14 protein-coding genes are annotated in these 14,909 nt (G+C 69.6%); 7 read left to right on the top strand and 7 right to left on the bottom strand.

Annotated elements, in window-relative coordinates; all coding sequences use genetic code 11:
* The first annotated feature begins 416 nt into the window (after positions 1-416).
* Positions 417-1,292 (top strand): hypothetical protein, encoded by an 876-nt coding sequence (locus WME95_RS29160; protein ID WP_437902630.1) that lies wholly within the window; start codon positions 417-419, stop codon positions 1,290-1,292.
* Positions 1,293-1,329: 37 nt separating this feature from the next.
* Here the strand turns inward: WME95_RS29160 and WME95_RS29155 are convergent, their stop codons facing one another.
* The 3 genes from WME95_RS29155 to WME95_RS29145 form a co-directional block, all read right to left on the bottom strand.
* Positions 1,330-2,463, bottom strand: coding sequence for a translation initiation factor IF-2 (locus WME95_RS29155; protein WP_437902629.1), 1,134 nt, complete (start codon positions 2,461-2,463; stop codon positions 1,330-1,332).
* Positions 2,464-2,725: 262 nt separating this feature from the next.
* Entirely contained in the window at positions 2,726-3,229 is a 504-nt protein-coding gene (locus WME95_RS29150) for a DUF1801 domain-containing protein (protein ID WP_437902628.1), read from the bottom strand.
* A gap of 221 nt (positions 3,230-3,450) precedes the next feature.
* Positions 3,451-4,428, bottom strand: a complete 978-nt coding sequence (locus tag WME95_RS29145; RefSeq protein WP_437902627.1) for a cytochrome P450 — start codon at positions 4,426-4,428, stop codon at positions 3,451-3,453.
* A 386-nt stretch (positions 4,429-4,814) separates the two neighbouring features.
* Between WME95_RS29145 and WME95_RS29140 the strand changes: the two genes are divergently transcribed.
* Positions 4,815-5,189, top strand: coding sequence for a molecular chaperone DnaJ (locus WME95_RS29140; protein WP_437902626.1), 375 nt, complete (start codon positions 4,815-4,817; stop codon positions 5,187-5,189).
* A 162-nt stretch (positions 5,190-5,351) separates the two neighbouring features.
* Here WME95_RS29140 and WME95_RS29135 read toward each other — a convergent pair whose 3' ends face one another.
* A complete protein-coding gene (locus WME95_RS29135; RefSeq protein WP_437902625.1) occupies positions 5,352-5,543 on the bottom strand; it encodes a hypothetical protein in 192 nt (63 codons plus the stop codon).
* A 102-nt stretch (positions 5,544-5,645) separates the two neighbouring features.
* On the opposite strand from WME95_RS29135, the gene WME95_RS29130 reads away from it, so the two are divergent.
* Both WME95_RS29130 and WME95_RS29125 read left to right on the top strand, forming a co-directional pair.
* Positions 5,646-6,050, top strand: a complete 405-nt coding sequence (locus tag WME95_RS29130) for a hypothetical protein (protein ID WP_437902624.1) — start codon at positions 5,646-5,648, stop codon at positions 6,048-6,050.
* Positions 6,051-6,256: 206 nt separating this feature from the next.
* The gene (locus WME95_RS29125; protein ID WP_437902623.1) at positions 6,257-8,605 is read left to right on the top strand and encodes a hypothetical protein; all 2,349 of its coding nucleotides are present in this window, start codon (positions 6,257-6,259) and stop codon (positions 8,603-8,605) included.
* Positions 8,606-8,783: 178 nt separating this feature from the next.
* Here the strand turns inward: WME95_RS29125 and WME95_RS29120 are convergent, their stop codons facing one another.
* Entirely contained in the window at positions 8,784-9,821 is a 1,038-nt protein-coding gene (locus WME95_RS29120; protein WP_437902622.1) for a PA0069 family radical SAM protein, read from the bottom strand.
* A 221-nt stretch (positions 9,822-10,042) separates the two neighbouring features.
* On the opposite strand from WME95_RS29120, the gene WME95_RS29115 reads away from it, so the two are divergent.
* Positions 10,043-10,465 carry a cupin domain-containing protein gene (locus WME95_RS29115; RefSeq protein WP_437541959.1) on the top strand — a complete coding sequence of 141 codons (423 nt, stop codon included), beginning with the start codon at positions 10,043-10,045 and terminating at the stop codon, positions 10,463-10,465.
* A 31-nt stretch (positions 10,466-10,496) separates the two neighbouring features.
* On the opposite strand, the gene WME95_RS29110 is transcribed toward WME95_RS29115, so the two are convergent.
* On the bottom strand, positions 10,497-10,943 hold the full coding sequence (locus WME95_RS29110) for a CoA-binding protein (RefSeq protein ID WP_437902621.1): 447 nt from the start codon (positions 10,941-10,943) through the stop codon (positions 10,497-10,499).
* A gap of 83 nt (positions 10,944-11,026) precedes the next feature.
* Here WME95_RS29110 and WME95_RS29105 point away from each other — a divergent pair, with 83 nt between their 5' ends.
* Both WME95_RS29105 and WME95_RS29100 read left to right on the top strand, forming a co-directional pair.
* The gene (locus WME95_RS29105; protein WP_437902620.1) at positions 11,027-12,217 is read left to right on the top strand and encodes a mechanosensitive ion channel family protein; all 1,191 of its coding nucleotides are present in this window, start codon (positions 11,027-11,029) and stop codon (positions 12,215-12,217) included.
* 110 nt (positions 12,218-12,327) lie between these two features.
* On the top strand, positions 12,328-13,290 hold the full coding sequence (locus WME95_RS29100; RefSeq protein WP_437902619.1) for an L-lactate dehydrogenase: 963 nt from the start codon (positions 12,328-12,330) through the stop codon (positions 13,288-13,290).
* Positions 13,291-13,364: 74 nt separating this feature from the next.
* Here WME95_RS29100 and WME95_RS29095 read toward each other — a convergent pair whose 3' ends face one another.
* A complete protein-coding gene (locus tag WME95_RS29095) occupies positions 13,365-14,798 on the bottom strand; it encodes a hypothetical protein (protein WP_437902618.1) in 1,434 nt (477 codons plus the stop codon).
* Positions 14,799-14,909: the final 111 nt, after the last annotated feature.

Raw genomic sequence — 14,909 nt, 5'->3', positions numbered from 1 at the left:
TTCGAGATCCTCCGCGCGAGCGTCAGCGTGTGTAATATTGCACAGTCGAGTGAGCTCGTTCGATCTGCTGGGTTTTATGGGCGGCTCAGGGGATCGTCCTTTGTGGGTCATGTCGACTGCTGGTCGTTAACGGGAAATTCTTGGCAGGTCGGAAGGGCTTTGCGCGGGCGATCCTCTCCAGGACCCTGACGGCATCGTCGGTCGCAAGCGAATGGCATGGAGCCCATGGCTCACGAATTTCGAGCTCCCGATGCCGCGCCGACCACGGCTCCGGCCGTGGGCCTACCCTTGCCGAGTGGTGTGCCGGCGGTGCGTCACGTTGTGACGGCGCGTTCACTGCGGGCTGCGGCCGGCGGCATTTCTGCGGCTGCGCAGGACGAGCACGCCCTTTGCTAGGCCGGGTCGGCATGGCATCCTTGAAACTGGTGTGGTTCGGGGCGGCATTGCTCTGGGGGTGTGGCAACAGCCAGCATGGGGCGCACGAGCAGGTGGGGAGCGCGGGCGGCGTAGCGGGCCTGGGCGGGGAAGGGGGAGAGGCGGGCGGCCGGCAAGTCGTGCTCGCGCCGGCGGATGCTGTGCTCCCGGTCTGCGACGCTCCGCTGCTGGAGGTGTCAGGAGCCGACGATGGCACCGAGAATTGGCAGAAGGACCGGCTGCTCTGGCCCACCTCGTGGCAGACGTTTCGCGGCGAAGCCCTGCGCGGTCCCATCGACTTCCTCACCGGAATCTGGTTGAAGGGCTCCGGCAGCGAGCCCTTCGAAGATCGGGAGGTGCGCCCGCTGAGCAATGCCCTCATCGCGAGCCGGGGTCGGCTGCTCTGCGCAGCCGGCGAGGCGCGTGCCGTGAGAAACGGAAGTTATGCCGCCGTCGAGCTTGGCGGTTTGGGCGCGCTCACCTGCAGCGGCGAGGTCGTATCGGGCGAGCTCCGCTACTGCCACGATTGCCGTCAGGGCAGTTACGCCATCACCGGCACGCTCGAAGGCGAGTCCGTCGTCGAGGTGACCGGCGGTCGCTCTCGAGTCGGCGACACGCTCTACCTGCACGTCGGCTGGAGCGTCCTCATCGCCAAGCTCGCCCAGCAGAACACCACCAAAACCCTCGTCGCCGGCGCTTACCTCAGCCGCGACGGCGATCTCTACTGCTTCGACTCCGCGAGCGGCGACGCCCACGACATCGCCACCGCCGACATCACCTTCACCGGCTTCCGCCGCGCCGACCCCTGCCGCGCCGGCGACCCCGGCACCTTCGCCCGCGCCTGCGTCCCCCAGTTCGAAGCCGGAAGCGACTGGTAGCGCTCAGACGGCTGTGCAATGCCAGGACGACGAGGGATCAGCGCAGCGGGGCCATGTCCTGCGTCAGAGTGTCGATGCAGGACTCCCAGGTGGAGGGCTCGAGGAGCTGCGCGAGCTCGTCGGATGAGCCGCCGAGCGCCGCTTCTTCACCCGTGCCCATCGCATCCATGAGCCGCCGCAACCTGGTGCTGTCGCCGCGAACGAAGCAGCGGACCATGCTGGCCGCTTGCACATAGAACATCAGGGCATCGTCCGTGCGGAGCGTGTAGGGGACGGCCTGCTCCATCAGCTGAAGGGGCATCGGAGCGTCCCTCACCTGCTCGAGCCTGGCCGGGGCGAGCCACCATGTCTCTTGCGCAATGTACATGGCAATGCCCTCTTGCGCCCAGGCCGGCCCCAGCATGCCGTGGCTCATCAGCACGTGATGCGTGTACTCGTGCACGACGCTGGTCCGAGTGTCCGCCCTCGTCGTGACCACGTGCAGCGCGCCGTCGTAAAAGGCCACCACGCCGCGGTTGGTGCAGGCAGCAGCCGTGAGCAGGTCCGTGTCGAGGTACGCGAAGACGTCAGGGCGCTCGGCTTTGAGCTCCAGCTGGTAGAACACCTCCCGTTCCGCATGCTCGAGGTGAGCGAGGAGGCGCAGGTGTGCGTCGTCCGGCAGCCTGGGGTCGACGTACAGGCGCCCGGCATTTCCCCACGTCTCGTGGCGGAAGTGGGAGATCAACGTCTCTTGCGCGCCGGCTGCCTCGCTGGGGTCCGTGCACAGCCCGGGCTGCAACCTCCGCCGGAAGGCGGACGACTCCCGCCGGCGCGCGGGGCGCGGCGCGGCGACTGGCTTCGTGGGGGCGTCGTCCCGCGGCTCCTCATCGAGGCGGGGAGGCGGGGGCTCCTGGGCGGCTTGGTCTTCCGGACCGCGCGCCGGCGCCTGCAGCGATGTCGGCTCGGTGGGAGGCCTGTCGGGCGCTGACCGGCTCGGGACGGAGCTGGCGTGGCGCTGGGGCGCGCGAGGAGAGGGGGGCTCGGGCGCGGAGGCGCCAGATCGGACCGCCGGCGGGCTGGGCCGCTGCGGGGTGGGGGTGCTCACGATACCCGAGCGCCGCGCCATCCACGCGATCACCGCGATGACCATGACCAGTCCGAGGCCGATCGCGAGCCGGCGAGCACGTGTCATGGTGCGGTGATAGCAATCATTGCGCCGTGTAGATTCATGTGATTCGAGGTACTGCACGCGGTTCGTGCCGCGTTATGGTGGACAGATCGTCAAACGCAAGCAGCATTATCGACGATCTGTCACGACCCACCCAGGTTTTCGCACCGCTGCTGGGTCAGTAGCGGCGGCCGAGGCCGCTCGCCGGTCATCCAGGGTGCTCGCGCGCCGCGCCGCTGCGGACAGACTCGCTCGGCCCCGCTCGACCGCTGTACCAGCGCAGGGGTCAGATCCATCGGAGCCACGCGCGCAGCACGGACTCCAGCGCCGCCCGCTTCGCCTGGACGTCCTCTCTGTCGCTGAACGTCACGAGGCAGCGATCCTTGGCAAGCCACTCCAGGAGGCCAGCCGGGTCCGCGATCTCGAGCCCCTTCGCCGCTGTGTCCTTCACCTTGGCTCCGAGGTGAAGGATGAGGCGGACGCGGTCCTTTGCGCGCAAGTTGAACGTGGCGAAATGCTCGGTTGTCCGGAAGCTCGGCGCGTTCCACTTGATCTCCTCGCGGATCGCCGGGCTGACGCCGAGGATGATCTGCCGGAGGGCCACGAACGCCTCCTTCCGCGGATGTTCCAGCTCGCGCAGGAACGCGACTACGGCCGGGCTCTCCTGCGCGCCGGCGGGCGTGGCGGGCGCCGCGGGGGCTCCGGCGGCCTCCCGAGGCTCGCGCCTTTCGGGCGACCCCTTCTGCGCCTTCGCGCGCGGCTTGCTCGGCTTCTCGGTTGTGCGCTTCATGATGTGTTGTACGCCTGACTCGATGGCCCGAGCTCCAGCGCCCTTTCAGGGGATCTCGCGTGACCCGACCGTCGTGATCGGACGCGCTCAGGGTGAGAAAAGACGAACCGACGCGAGGATGTCAAGGTGGTGAGGTGGGCCTCGGAGAGGGGGAGCGGCGTGGCCGCGCGGAGACGGCCTCACTTCGCGCCGGAGAAGACCTCGTACGTCTGCGGGAGGAATCAACGGACGATCACGCGCACCGGAGCGCCGGGCATGCCCTGCAGCCCCACCCGCACCGGCTTCTTGGACACGAGCTCGAAGCTGTAGCGCCGCAGCAGCGTGCCCAGGATCAGCTTCATCTCGTACAGCGCGAAGGCGGCCCCGATGCAGCGCCGATTCCCGCCGCCGAACGGCAGGAATTCGAAGGGGGAATAGGTTCGCTCCAGGAATCGCTCGGGACGAAACACCGCCTGCAGCTGCTCGAAGATCTCCTGGTCGCTCAGCGCCGTCCCGTCTTCCTGGCGGGCTTCCAGGAGCAGACTCAGGATATCGGTGCGCTCGGCGGGGTCGGCGCGGCGGCGGGCGAGCTCCGGATCGAGGAAGCTGCGCAGGCTCCGGATCGCGTGCTGCCTGCGCGCCCACGGGCCGAAGCCCCGGAACTCCTGGCGCAGCCACGGAATCATGAGGGTGACGGTCAGGCCGAGGGAGAAGCTCTTGCGCAGATCCTCGAGCAGCTTCTCGAGGCGCGCCGCTTCCGCCGGCGCAGTGACCCCGAACACGAGGTGGATGATCGTCTGCAGCGAGATCGTCTGCATGAGGTCCTGCGCCACCAGCTCCAGACCCGGCTCGAGGTCCCGGGCGTGCTGCAGGGTCAGGTCGCAGATCTGCTTCCCATACAGGCGCATGCGCTGCCCGTGAAACGGCGGCATGAGCAGCCTGCGCATGGCCGTGTGCCGCGCGCCCGAGAGCGCGAACAGCGACGACTCTCCCATCGCCGCGGTGAAGCTCTTGCTCAGCATCTGGTCCAAGGCCTCCGGCGGCACCGCGAACACGGCGCGCAGACCCTCCACGCTGCCGGTGGCCAGCACCGGTTTGCCGTCCATCTTCGGGAGCGACATCGGATCGCCGTAGCGCTCCCGCATGCGCAGCGTGTAGCCGATCGGGTCGAGGAGCCCCTGCACGTTCATCAGGATGCTGTTGGTGGGGCCTCTGGGCACGTGGTAATGGGGCGCGTTCCTTCGATTGTACTGCCAGCTCAGGCTCTCTCAACTGGTATGGTTGTGTGGGGATAGGACATCCAAACGGCTTCGCAGCTGTCAAGTCTTTTGTGCCCCGTCCCCTGCGCGTCGACGTGATCGGCGCGCCACGCAGGCGCAGGTGGCCGAGCGGCTACGTTCCATAGAAGCCGGCGCAAAGCCATTCCGACATGTCAGGAATTTCCCGGCCCTCTGCGGCAACGACCGGCGGTTGACATGACGCACAGAAAGTACGATCCGCTGATCTGCAGGATCGCCCCAGGCGAAGCTTCCACGAGCCACGATCGGCTGTATGCTCTCGGGCATGAAGGACCCGAAGCACCTGCCCCGAACCGAGGGCCAGGCTCATGGCTGGTGAATCCTGCGGCATCTGTGGCGGCGACGGCCGCATCGCCAACTCGTTCTCCGGCACCACCGCCACCTGCCCGGGCTGCCACGGCACCGGCCGGCGCTCGGACGACACCGGCTTCCGCGACGTCACCAAGACAAAGCCTTCCCACTTCCGGCAGCCGAACAAGCAGGCGGCCGTCGAGAAGCAGCAGGGACCTGCGTCGCTGGAAGGCATCCAGCTCGCCAGGGAGGTGAACGCGGCTGCACATCTCTCCAGCGGGACGAAGGCCAAGCTCACGCTCGAGATCGTGGAGCATGAGGCCACCCACGGAAAGTGCACCCAGACCTTCATCAAGAAGGTCCGCAAGCAGCTCCGTCCGCCCGGATCGTGATCGGCGGAGGGCAGCCGCGCGCGCCATCTCATGCATCTGCTGCCGCGATCATCCGGTAGGAGTTTTCCTTCTCGGGTGGTGGCTACGTCACGACTTATCAAGGCGCCGGCGAAGCACCGCGCTGCTCGTCGTGCACGATCACGACGAGCCCGCGGGCCACGCTCAGAGGTCGAACCGCGTCCCCCGCCGGCTCGGCCGCCTGAAGGTCGACTCGCCCTCTCGCTCGATGTACTCGCCGCTGCCGCGCGCCACGTTGAGTCCGAGCCGCTGACAGTGGACCTCGAAGAGCCGCTGGATCGCCGCCCAGCGCGGGCCCGCGCCCTGGAAGCGCGCCCCGAAGGCGGCCTCGTTCATCTTGCCGCCGCGCATCTCCTGGATGCCGCGGTCTTGCGGTCCGAGGTTGCCCTTGCCCTCGTCTTTCCGCTCGTGATGTCCTGCCCTTGCGCAGGAGGCGGCATGATCATCCGCAGGGAGCAGATGCAGCTGTTCAATGCCCATCATCACCGGACGCTGTGCGAATCTCTGCGGGCGTTCCTCCGGGCCGAGCTCGGGAGCAGCACCCGGGGGCTGGACGATGAGGCGCTCCTCGTCCACTGCAGCGAATCGGTCGACATCTGTGCGGAGCTGGGGCTCGCGGACCGCCGATCCATGACCTGGCTTGCCGCCACACGGCTCGTGGTCGGCCCTCGCTTCCACGAGCACGCGGTGCTGAGGCGCTTGCTCGCGGACCGGAGCCTGCCGCCCGAGAAGCGGATCGAGAACCTGCTCGCGGAGGCCACCCCGCTCGACTGGCACGAGGCTGCCATGCTCGGCGCAGGCGCCGCGCGCCCGGGCTCGCTGGACGTCCGGAGGCTCGGATGAGGTGCGACTTTCCCCACTGCAAAAAGGACGCGACCCCCAGTGCGTGCTCCGCGTGCAAAGGCAGGTTCTGTCTCCTCCATGCCCACCACCACGTCTGCGGAAAAACGTGCTCGCAGCTGGGGCACGAGGACCCTCCCCCGTCGACCAGCGGAAGGGGTCGCGCCGGCGCGGCACGCCCGGTTCAGGTGATCACGTGCAGCGTCTGCATGGGCCACTTCTGTGAGGTGTGCGACAATGGACACAAGAGCGCGCATCCTCCGTGCAATGCTTGCGACAGCCGCGGCTCCGCCTGCGCGTCGTGCGGCGTCGCGCACTGCAGCTTTCACATGGGGACCCACCGCGACATCTGCGGTGGCGCGTGCAAGGCCTGCCTCAAGGTGGCCACGTCGAAGTGCCAGCGCTGCGGGCTCGTCCTGTGCGACGACCACGCGCACGGCCTGTCCTTCTCCCACTGTGAGTCGGCCGGCTGTCCGCTCCGCTCGGATCCCACCTGTGCGCTGTGTGGAAAGTCGTTCTGCGCGGCTCACCAGAACCGCCACCCTCACGCGCCGCAGGATGTGGGCGAGTGCTTCTGCGCGGCGCCGACGGCCCTCGCGTGCTCGCGCTGCCAGAGGGCGCTGTGCCCGGCGCACATGCGGGCGCACGTCTGTGGCACCGGCATGTGCTCGCGCCCGATGTGCGGCGCAGCGGCGGTCCTCGAGTGTGCGTGCGAAAGGCTCGTCTGCCTCGACCACACCGCCGATGACGCGCACCCCCACGGACGGTGCCCCCACCGGACCCAGGTGGGCGGGGACCCGTGCTCGAACCGGGCGGAGGCGCAGTGTCCGCTGTGCAAGAAGTGGTTCTGCCACAAGTCCAGGACGCTCGTCGGCCAGATCACGCACCTGTCCGGTCACGGCTGCGGGCTGAGCGAGATCCAGCGCGGCCACGCGCTCGGATGGCTCCCCGGGTGGACGTTCAACAACGCCAGCGCGCCGCTCTGGATGCCGCCGCTGGTGGACGAAGGCGAGGACGGGCCGAGGCTGCCGGCGGAGTACCTCGGGGAGATGATGCGCGTCACGACGCGCCACGCGGGCCCGGCGATCCTCGATGTCTTCGTGAGTCTCACCCAGACCGAGGCGTATCGGTCTCATGCGTGGACCGAGCCGCTCGGTCTCCTCCTCGCGATGAAACAGGCCAAGCACTGGGCCCCGCTTTACCGGGCCTTCCTGGCGTCGCCCCCAGCGAAGAGCTGCTGCTGCCAGATCTTGAACGGGCAGATCCTCGCCGCCAAGGACACGCTCCACGTCCGCAAGATGGACGTCTTCCCGCTCGACATGGTCGAGGAAGCGCACACGAAGCCCTGGGAGGCTCGGCTCGCGAAGAAGTTCATCAAGCCGGTCCGCGGCATGAAGCTGATCCTGGACGCCGATGACGTTCATGTGATCGACATCTCCCAGGTCGGGGTGCTGGGGGCGACGGAGGAGCTGATCGAGGTCCGCAAGTACGTGAACCTGATCGGCGACGGTAAGGCGGTGAACCACGCGACCATGTTGAACTGGCCGACCTGTTCGGTCCTGGCCATCAACCAGAAGGATCGCTTCGGCGCGGGGACGACGCGCATGGTGACGCCCTGCATCGGCCAGAGCGCGGCGGACTTCCGGGTGCGCGTGCTCGACCTGTCGTACTCCGAGATCCAGAGGGGGATCGAGGTCGTCATGGCGGCCGGCGTCGATCAGAGGGACATCGCCCGCGCGCTCATCGGCCTGGTGAAGGGCGGCACGCTGCCCCGCACGGCGGTGATGGCCCACGAGATCGCGCTGCAGGACGTGAAGGCGCGGTTCCTGTACGGGGTGCGGTACAACGTCGGCCTGCGCAAGCTGGAGTTCGACAAGCAGTGGTGGCTGTCGCGACGGGCCACGAAGATCAATGCCCACCTCACCGTGTCCGAGCTCCTCTGCTCGACGGCGACGATCCTCTTCATCGCCGAGCCGCGCCACGCCCGCGCGATGATCCCCGTGACGCTGCTCCAGCTCGAGGAGGTCGCCGACGGGGAGATGGACCTCGCCGATCTCTTCGGCGATCTCGGCGGCGCCATCCAGTACGGGCGCCTGCTCGCGGGCGCGAACTACATCGGGCCCGCGCTGAGGAACAACCCCGTGAGCGGTGACTGGCTGAAGGCGACCGGGGTGTGGGACGTCGTCAAGCGACTGGTCCCGGAGGGCCAGTCGGTGCACGGCACCCCCATCCAGAGCTGCCAGGCCAAGGACCTGCGGATGGTCCTGGGCGACAGCCCCGCCTACGTGAGCGTCGCGCCCACGCCCCCATGCCACAGCGCGACGCAGGCGATTCAGAGCCCGGACGCGGCTCGTTCCCCCGAATACCAGGTCCTGATGAAGGAGCTGTTCACGGTGTTCCTGCGGATGCTGACGAACTGCAAGAACCTCGGTGAGATCTCCCCGCACGCCATCCCGCGCCTCCAGCTCCACGCCGTGGCGCAGGGCCAGGACGGCGACGACGAGGACGATCCGCTGGTGACCGAGGAGATGTACGGCATCGAGGATCTGCTCAAGTAGGCCGCGGGCCAGGAGGGCGACGGCGAGGAGCAGCGGCAGAGGCGTTCGCGCCCCTCGTCATCGGTTGCTTCGATGTGAACCCCGGCAGAGCGCCAACACGAACCAGCACAGCCAGCGCCGCGCTCCCCGGGACTTCTGGATTGTCGTGGCCCTCGCACCCCGGCATCGAACGCCACGCTCAGAGGTCGAACAACGTCCCCTGCCGGCTCGGCCGCCTGAACGTCGACTCGCCCTCTCGCTCGATGTACTCGCCGCTGCCGCGCGCCCGGTTCAGTCCGAGCCGCTGGCAGTGGACCTCGAAGAGCCGCTGGATGGCCGCCCAGCGCGGGCCCGCGCCCTGGAAGCGCGCCCCGAAGGCGGCCTCGTTCATCTTGCCGCCGCGCATCTCCTGGATGCCGCGGCGGACCTTGGCGGCGCGGTCCGGGAAGGCCTCCTCGAGGCGCTCGTCGAAGACCGGGAGCACCTCGCGCGGCAGGCGCAGCGGCATCATGAACGCGCTCTCCGCGCCGGCGGCCCGGGCGCGCTCCAGGAGCTCCGGGACATCGCTGTCGTTCAGGCCGGGGATCATCGGCGACAGCGAGATCCCCGTCGGCACCCCCGCGTCGGAGAGCGCCCGCATCGCCTCGAAGCGCAGCGACGAGCGGCTCGCATACGGCTCCATCTTGCGCGCCACCGCGTCGTCGGCGAACGGGATGCTGAAGTGGACCCGAGCGCGGGCCCGGCGCGAAAGCTCGCCGAGCAACGCGGCGTCGCGCCGCACGAGCGCGCCCTTCGTGATGAGCCCGACCGGGTTCCTGAACGCGAGGCACACCTCGAGGCAGCGGCGGGTGAGCTCATAGCTCGCCTCGAGCGGCTGGTAGCAATCGACGTTGCCCGAGAACACGATCGTGTCTCCCTGCCAGCTCGGCTTGTTGAGCTCCTTTTCGAGCAGCTCGGGCGCATTCGACTTGACGACGATCTTGCGGTCGAAATCCGTCCCGGCGCCCCACCCGAGGTACTGGTGCGACGGCCGGGCATAGCAGTAGGCGCACGCGTGAAGGCAGCCCCGGTACGGATTGACGCTGTACCGGAATGGCAGATCGGGGCTGTCGTTCGCGGTCACGATGGAGCGGGCCTGCTCCTCGAAGATCTGCAGCGTCGCCGGGGGCGCCTCTTCGAGGTACTCGACCTGCGTCGACGACCACGGGTTCGGAGGGTTGTTCACAGGGCGCGGCATGGTGCGGAGTGCTCCGGGCGAAGAGGCGAGCGCTGCGAGCGCAGTCTAGCGCGTCCCGGTCAGGATGGGAGCGTTTGTTCAGTAGAGCCCGGCGGGCCCCGTCGGAGCGCCTGGGACGCACCGGTCGTGCCGGCGGGGAGGCCGCGGCGGGAAGAGCGGATTGACGCGGTAGGGGCGCCCTGCTGGCATGGACGCCCTCAGTCGAGACGGGGGAGGGAAAGATGGCCGAGCCGAGACAGCCTGGGTTCGATCTCCGCAGCACCTACCTGCACCTCGCGGACGCGGGGGATGCGCTGCAGATCGATGTGAAGCCGACGTTCTGGCAAGAGCTCATGTCCGACGAGCCGGCGGGCGCCGAGATCCGGCGGGTCAAGCGCGTGGATGGCTGGCTCGTGACGCGGTTTCACATGGCCGAGGACACGCCCCGGTGGGAGATGCACCCGGCCGGGGACGAGATCCTGTACCTCCTCTCGGGCGCGATCGACGTGGTGCTGCAGGACGAGGGCGGCGAGCGGGTCGTCGCGCTGCGCGCTGGGACGGCGTGCACGGTGCCGCAAGGGGTGTGGCACCGGATGATCGTCCACGAGCCGGGGGATTTCTTGGCGATCACGTTCGGCAAGGGGACGCAGCACCGAGCGGTGTAGTCGCCCCACGGCGAGCCCGCCGTCCGACGCCTCAGCCCCGCCCTGCGTGGCGGCGGTGCTCCACCATCAGGCAGCGGTCCTGCACGACCAGGATGCCTGCCTCGACAAGCCGCTCGGCCACCTGGTCGTTCCGGATGCCGCTCTGCAGCCAGACGGCGCGCGGACGGGCGGCGAGCAGGTCGTCGAGGTGCCCGGCGACGTCCTGGCCCCGCCGGAAGACATCGACGATGTCGATGGGGCCCGGGACGTCGGCCACCCGGCGATAGACCTGCTTGCCGAGGATGGTCTTCACGTCAGGGTAGTAGACAGGGACCGGGATCACCTCCACACCCGCGCCCTGCAGATAGCTGGCCACGTAGAACGCTGGCTGATCCGACTGCGCCTCGGTCTTGATGCCGAGCACGGCGACCCGCCGCGCCGAGCGCACCAGCTCCGCGACCCGGGCCTCGTCGTCGCTTATATCGCGAATGTCGTCCATGGAGGGAGTCTACGCCCCCGGGCACCGCTCGGCGACGGATCCCCGCGCTCGGGTCGCGGCGGAGTTGTGGCAGACTCGGCCGCGTGAACCTCGACCGGCTCCCCGCGCTCTGGGCCGACCTCATCCGCTCTCCCGCCTCGATGCCCGTCGCGCTGGCGATCTCGGCCTCCGTCCTCGCGCTCGGCTTCTTCGTCTACCGCCTGGTCTTCGCCTCGCTCGCGCGCCTCGCCGGCGCCACGCAGACGTCGCTGGACGACCTGCTGGTCCGCCGCATGCGGCTGCCGGCGCGCATGCTCGTCGCGCTGCTCGCGCTGCACGCGTTCATCTCCCTCCGCGGGGGAGAGCTGCCCACGCTCCACAAGGCCGTGCTCCTCCTGGAGCTCACCCTCGCCGCGTACCTCGCCATCGAGATCGCCGAGACCCTGATCATCGACTACTGGCTCGCCGAGCGCCGGAAGGTGTTGCTCCCGGCGCTGGTGCGGCACCTCCTGCTCACGATCCTCTACCTGGTCGCCGGCCTCTCGATCGTCGGCGCGGTGACCGGGGTCGACCTCGTGCCGCTGCTCGCGACCTCGACCGTCATCACGGTGGTCCTCGGCCTGGCGCTTCAGGACACCCTGGGCAACCTGTTCGCCGGGCTCGCCCTGCACTCCGAGCGCTCGTTCGGCGTCGGGGACTGGATCCTCGTCGACGGGGTCGAGGGGCAGGTGATCTACGTGGGGTGGCGCTCCACGCGCCTCCGGACGTTCTCCGGAGACGTGGTGATCCTGCCGAACTCGATCATCGCCAAGGCGCGCGTCCAGAACTTCTGCGCGCCGGACCGGAACTGCGCGCGCAACGTCGAGATGCTCGTCGCGCTCGCCGCCCCGCCCGAGGCCGTGGAGCGCGCCGCCCAGCGCGCCTGCCGCGAGGTGCCCGAGGTGCTGCGTGAGCCCGCGCCCAGGCTCTGGCTCGCCGCCGTCACGCCGCTCTTTCAGCGCTACGTCATCAAGTTCTGGATCGCCGACTTCGAGCGCCACGATCTGCTGGAGTCCGAGGTCATGAAGGCGTTCTTCCGCGCGTGCCGCGACGAGGGCGTGGCGCTCAGCCCCGCCGCGGCGCAGCCGGCCCTCGCCATCGAGATACGGCCCCCAGCGGGCGCCCACGGGCCCGCCGAGGGCGCCGCAGGGCCCGCCGGCGCCGCGATGCCCGCCGCCGACCCGAGGGCGGCGCCGGCGGTCGTGCCGGCGATCGTCGTGGCGCCGGCCGCCCCGCCGCCGGACGGTCACGGCTGAGCCTGCGCGGGCTCAGGTCGTGGCGCCGGCGGGCGATCACCGCCGAGCCCGCGCGGGCTCCGCGGCCCGATTTGCCTTGGTGCAGCCGTCCCGCCGCGGTACCCGGCGGTATGCCCGATCACCAGACCATCTCTTCCAGCAAGGTCGCGATCGTGGGTGCTGGCAGCGTCGGCGCGACGATCGCCTATGCGAGCCTGCTCCGCGGCGTGGCGAAGCAGATCGCCCTGTTCGACACGAACCGGGCCAAGGTCGACGCCGAGGTGCTCGACCTCAACCATGGGCTGCAGTTCGTCCCGGTGGCCACGCTCGACGGCAGCGATGACGTCGAGGTCTGCCGCGGGGCGGACGTTGTCGTGATCACCGCCGGAGCGAAGCAGAAGCCCGGACAGAGCAGGATGGACCTCGCCACCGCGAACGTCGCGATATGCCGCGAGCTCCTGCCGAGGCTCCAGGCCGTCGCGCCGGGCGCGCTCTACCTGCTCGTCACCAACCCGGTCGACGTGATCACGTACGTCACGCTCAAGCTGACAGGCCTCCCGCCCGCCCGCGTGATCGGCAGCGGCACGGTGCTCGACAGCAGCCGGTTCAGGTTCCTCATCGCGAGGCGGCTCGACGTGGCCGTGCAGAACGTCCACGCGTACATCGCGGGAGAGCACGGGGACAGCGAGGTGCCGCTGTGGAGCAGCGCGAACGTGGCGAACATCCCGCTCGACGCGTGGTCCGTGCCCGGCCACGGCCACCTCGGCGCGGCCGAGCGGGCGGAGATCTTCTCCAACGTGAAGAACGCCGCCGCCCAGGTGATCTCCGGCAAGGGCGCGACGAACTACGCTATCGGCCTCGCGACCGCCAAGATCCTGGAAGCCCTGCTCCGCGACGAGAGCCGCGTGCTGCCCGTCAGCAGCCTGCTGAGCGGCTATCGCGGGATCGACGATGTCTGCCTGAGCGTGCCGTGCATCGTGAACCGGTCCGGCGTCGAGTCACAGCTGCCCATACCGATGAGCCCCGAGGAGGAGGCCGGCGTCCGGGCCAGCGCGGACACGATCCGCAAGGCGATCCGAACGCTCGGATTCTGAGGCGACCCCGCGCGGCCGTTGCCCCTCTTCAAATAGGCCTTCCTCGATGTGTGCTGCGTGGCGGCGGCCGCGGCTCACGGCGCGCAGCGCGTCCCTGTCTTGAAGCTCCAGCAGGCGGCGCTGACGCCGGCGTGGCCTGCGCTGGAGGAAGACTCGAGTCCTCCCGGACCACCTTCACCCGGCTCTCCAGGGATGAACTCCTTCAACGACGGCACGGCAGCAGGGGCGGCGTCGTAGGCGATGCCGATCGCATGTCCGCCGCGCCCGCCGCCTCCGGGGCCGCCATCGCCGCCGCGCCCGCCCATCCCCCCAGCTCCGTTATCGGGCGCATTCGTATCGTTCCGGGTCGTGCCGCCCGGTGCACCTCGCCCCCCTTCTCCGCCGCTTTGCCCTGCGGCGCCGATTCCTCCTTTGCCGCCATGACCCACCGTGACGGTCACGTCGGCCAGAGTCAGCTTCGTCCCGATGCTCACGATCCCGATGCTGGACCCGCCGGCTCTCCCGCCTGCGCCGCCCTTGCCGCCGCATCCGCCTGCGCCTCCACCCCCACCGCCCGGGGCAGCGCCGTCTGCCGGACGCCCGTCGATGAAGGTACAAACGACGCCCAGCACGCGTGCGCCAGCGCCCCCTCCGCCTCCCTGGCCCGGCTTGCCGGGCTGGCCGGGGGCTCCGTCGCCGTCCGTGATGCCGGCGAGGGTCAGCCTCCCGTCATGGCCGCCTTCGCCAGGCGTCCCGCTGGCGCCAGTGGCACCGGCGATGCCAGCCTGGCGGGTTCCCGAGGCGTCGACCGTGCCTCCAAACCCGTCCGGGGGCGTGCTCGCGAGCGGCTTGCCGCCCTCACCGGGTTCCGCAGGCGTGGAGGGCAGACTCACGGCAAGGGGCGACGTCTCCCCGGTCCCGCCCGCGCCACCGTCGGTGACCACGTCACCGCACGTCATCCGTCCGGACTCACCACCGCGCGCGGGAACCACGCAGGCATTCGTCGGTGCGCGCGCGCCCTCGGCCGGAGCGTCCCCCCCAGCGTCTGCCGCGGTTGCCTGCGGCTCACCATCGGATCCGGGCATGCCGTCGCCGGCCCGCACATCGAGGTGGCTCAGCTCGGCCGCGATGTCCGCCACGGCAACCGCGATGGACGACCCGCCAGGCTCCGTCGCGCTCGCCGCGGAGATCACGAATCCATGCACCTTCGCCCCGTCCGCGTCGCTCGTCAGGGTCAGCGCGACCTGTCCCGCCGGCCCCGCGATCGTGCTCTTCGCATCCGGGCTCTGCTTCCACTCTCCATCGCACGTGAAGTCCCCGCGCACCTCGATCCCCGCGGGAAGCGTCACGGCCTCGGCGAAAGGATGGCCGGCGCATGCGCACACCGTCCCGCCTTTCGCGTTGTCGATCGCCTCTTGCAGGCGCGCGTAGGGAGCGTCGCGCGTCCCGGCGCCCCCAGGCGCAGCGCTCGCGCTCGCGAACACGTCGCACCCGACGACCGGCGTCGGTCCTTCAGGCTCCTCGTACATTCGCGCCCGCTGGCACGCGGTCGCGCACAATGCCGCGGCGAGCACAGCGGCGCACCGGAATCGATGCGTCTTCTCCAACGGATTGCATCGCATGAAGTCACTCCTCCGTGT

The organism is Sorangium sp. So ce327, assembly GCF_051530205.1.
Lineage (GTDB): Bacteria > Myxococcota_A > Polyangia > Polyangiales > Polyangiaceae > Sorangium > Sorangium cellulosum_B.
The sequence above is the reverse complement of the archived record's forward strand: the minus strand, read 5'-3'. Positions and strand labels throughout refer to the sequence as shown.

What these genes read in the sequence shown, in the direction of transcription:
- WME95_RS29120 (WP_437902622.1), bottom strand. Translation starts at nt 9,821, where the DNA reads ATGCCGCGCCCTGTGAACAACCCTCCGAACCCGTGGTCGTCGACGCAG.
- WME95_RS29150 (WP_437902628.1), bottom strand. Translation starts at nt 3,229, where the DNA reads ATGAAGCGCACAACCGAGAAGCCGAGCAAGCCGCGCGCGAAGGCGCAG.
- WME95_RS29095 (WP_437902618.1), bottom strand. Translation starts at nt 14,798, where the DNA reads ATGTACGAGGAGCCTGAAGGACCGACGCCGGTCGTCGGGTGCGACGTG.
- WME95_RS29135 (WP_437902625.1), bottom strand. Translation starts at nt 5,543, where the DNA reads ATGAACGAGGCCGCCTTCGGGGCGCGCTTCCAGGGCGCGGGCCCGCGC.
- WME95_RS29130 (WP_437902624.1), top strand. Translation starts at nt 5,646, where the DNA reads ATGATCATCCGCAGGGAGCAGATGCAGCTGTTCAATGCCCATCATCAC.
- WME95_RS29140 (WP_437902626.1), top strand. Translation starts at nt 4,815, where the DNA reads ATGGCTGGTGAATCCTGCGGCATCTGTGGCGGCGACGGCCGCATCGCC.
- WME95_RS29115 (WP_437541959.1), top strand. Translation starts at nt 10,043, where the DNA reads ATGGCCGAGCCGAGACAGCCTGGGTTCGATCTCCGCAGCACCTACCTG.
- WME95_RS29155 (WP_437902629.1), bottom strand. Translation starts at nt 2,463, where the DNA reads ATGACACGTGCTCGCCGGCTCGCGATCGGCCTCGGACTGGTCATGGTC.
- WME95_RS29100 (WP_437902619.1), top strand. Translation starts at nt 12,328, where the DNA reads ATGCCCGATCACCAGACCATCTCTTCCAGCAAGGTCGCGATCGTGGGT.
- WME95_RS29125 (WP_437902623.1), top strand. Translation starts at nt 6,257, where the DNA reads ATGGGCCACTTCTGTGAGGTGTGCGACAATGGACACAAGAGCGCGCAT.
- WME95_RS29110 (WP_437902621.1), bottom strand. Translation starts at nt 10,943, where the DNA reads ATGGACGACATTCGCGATATAAGCGACGACGAGGCCCGGGTCGCGGAG.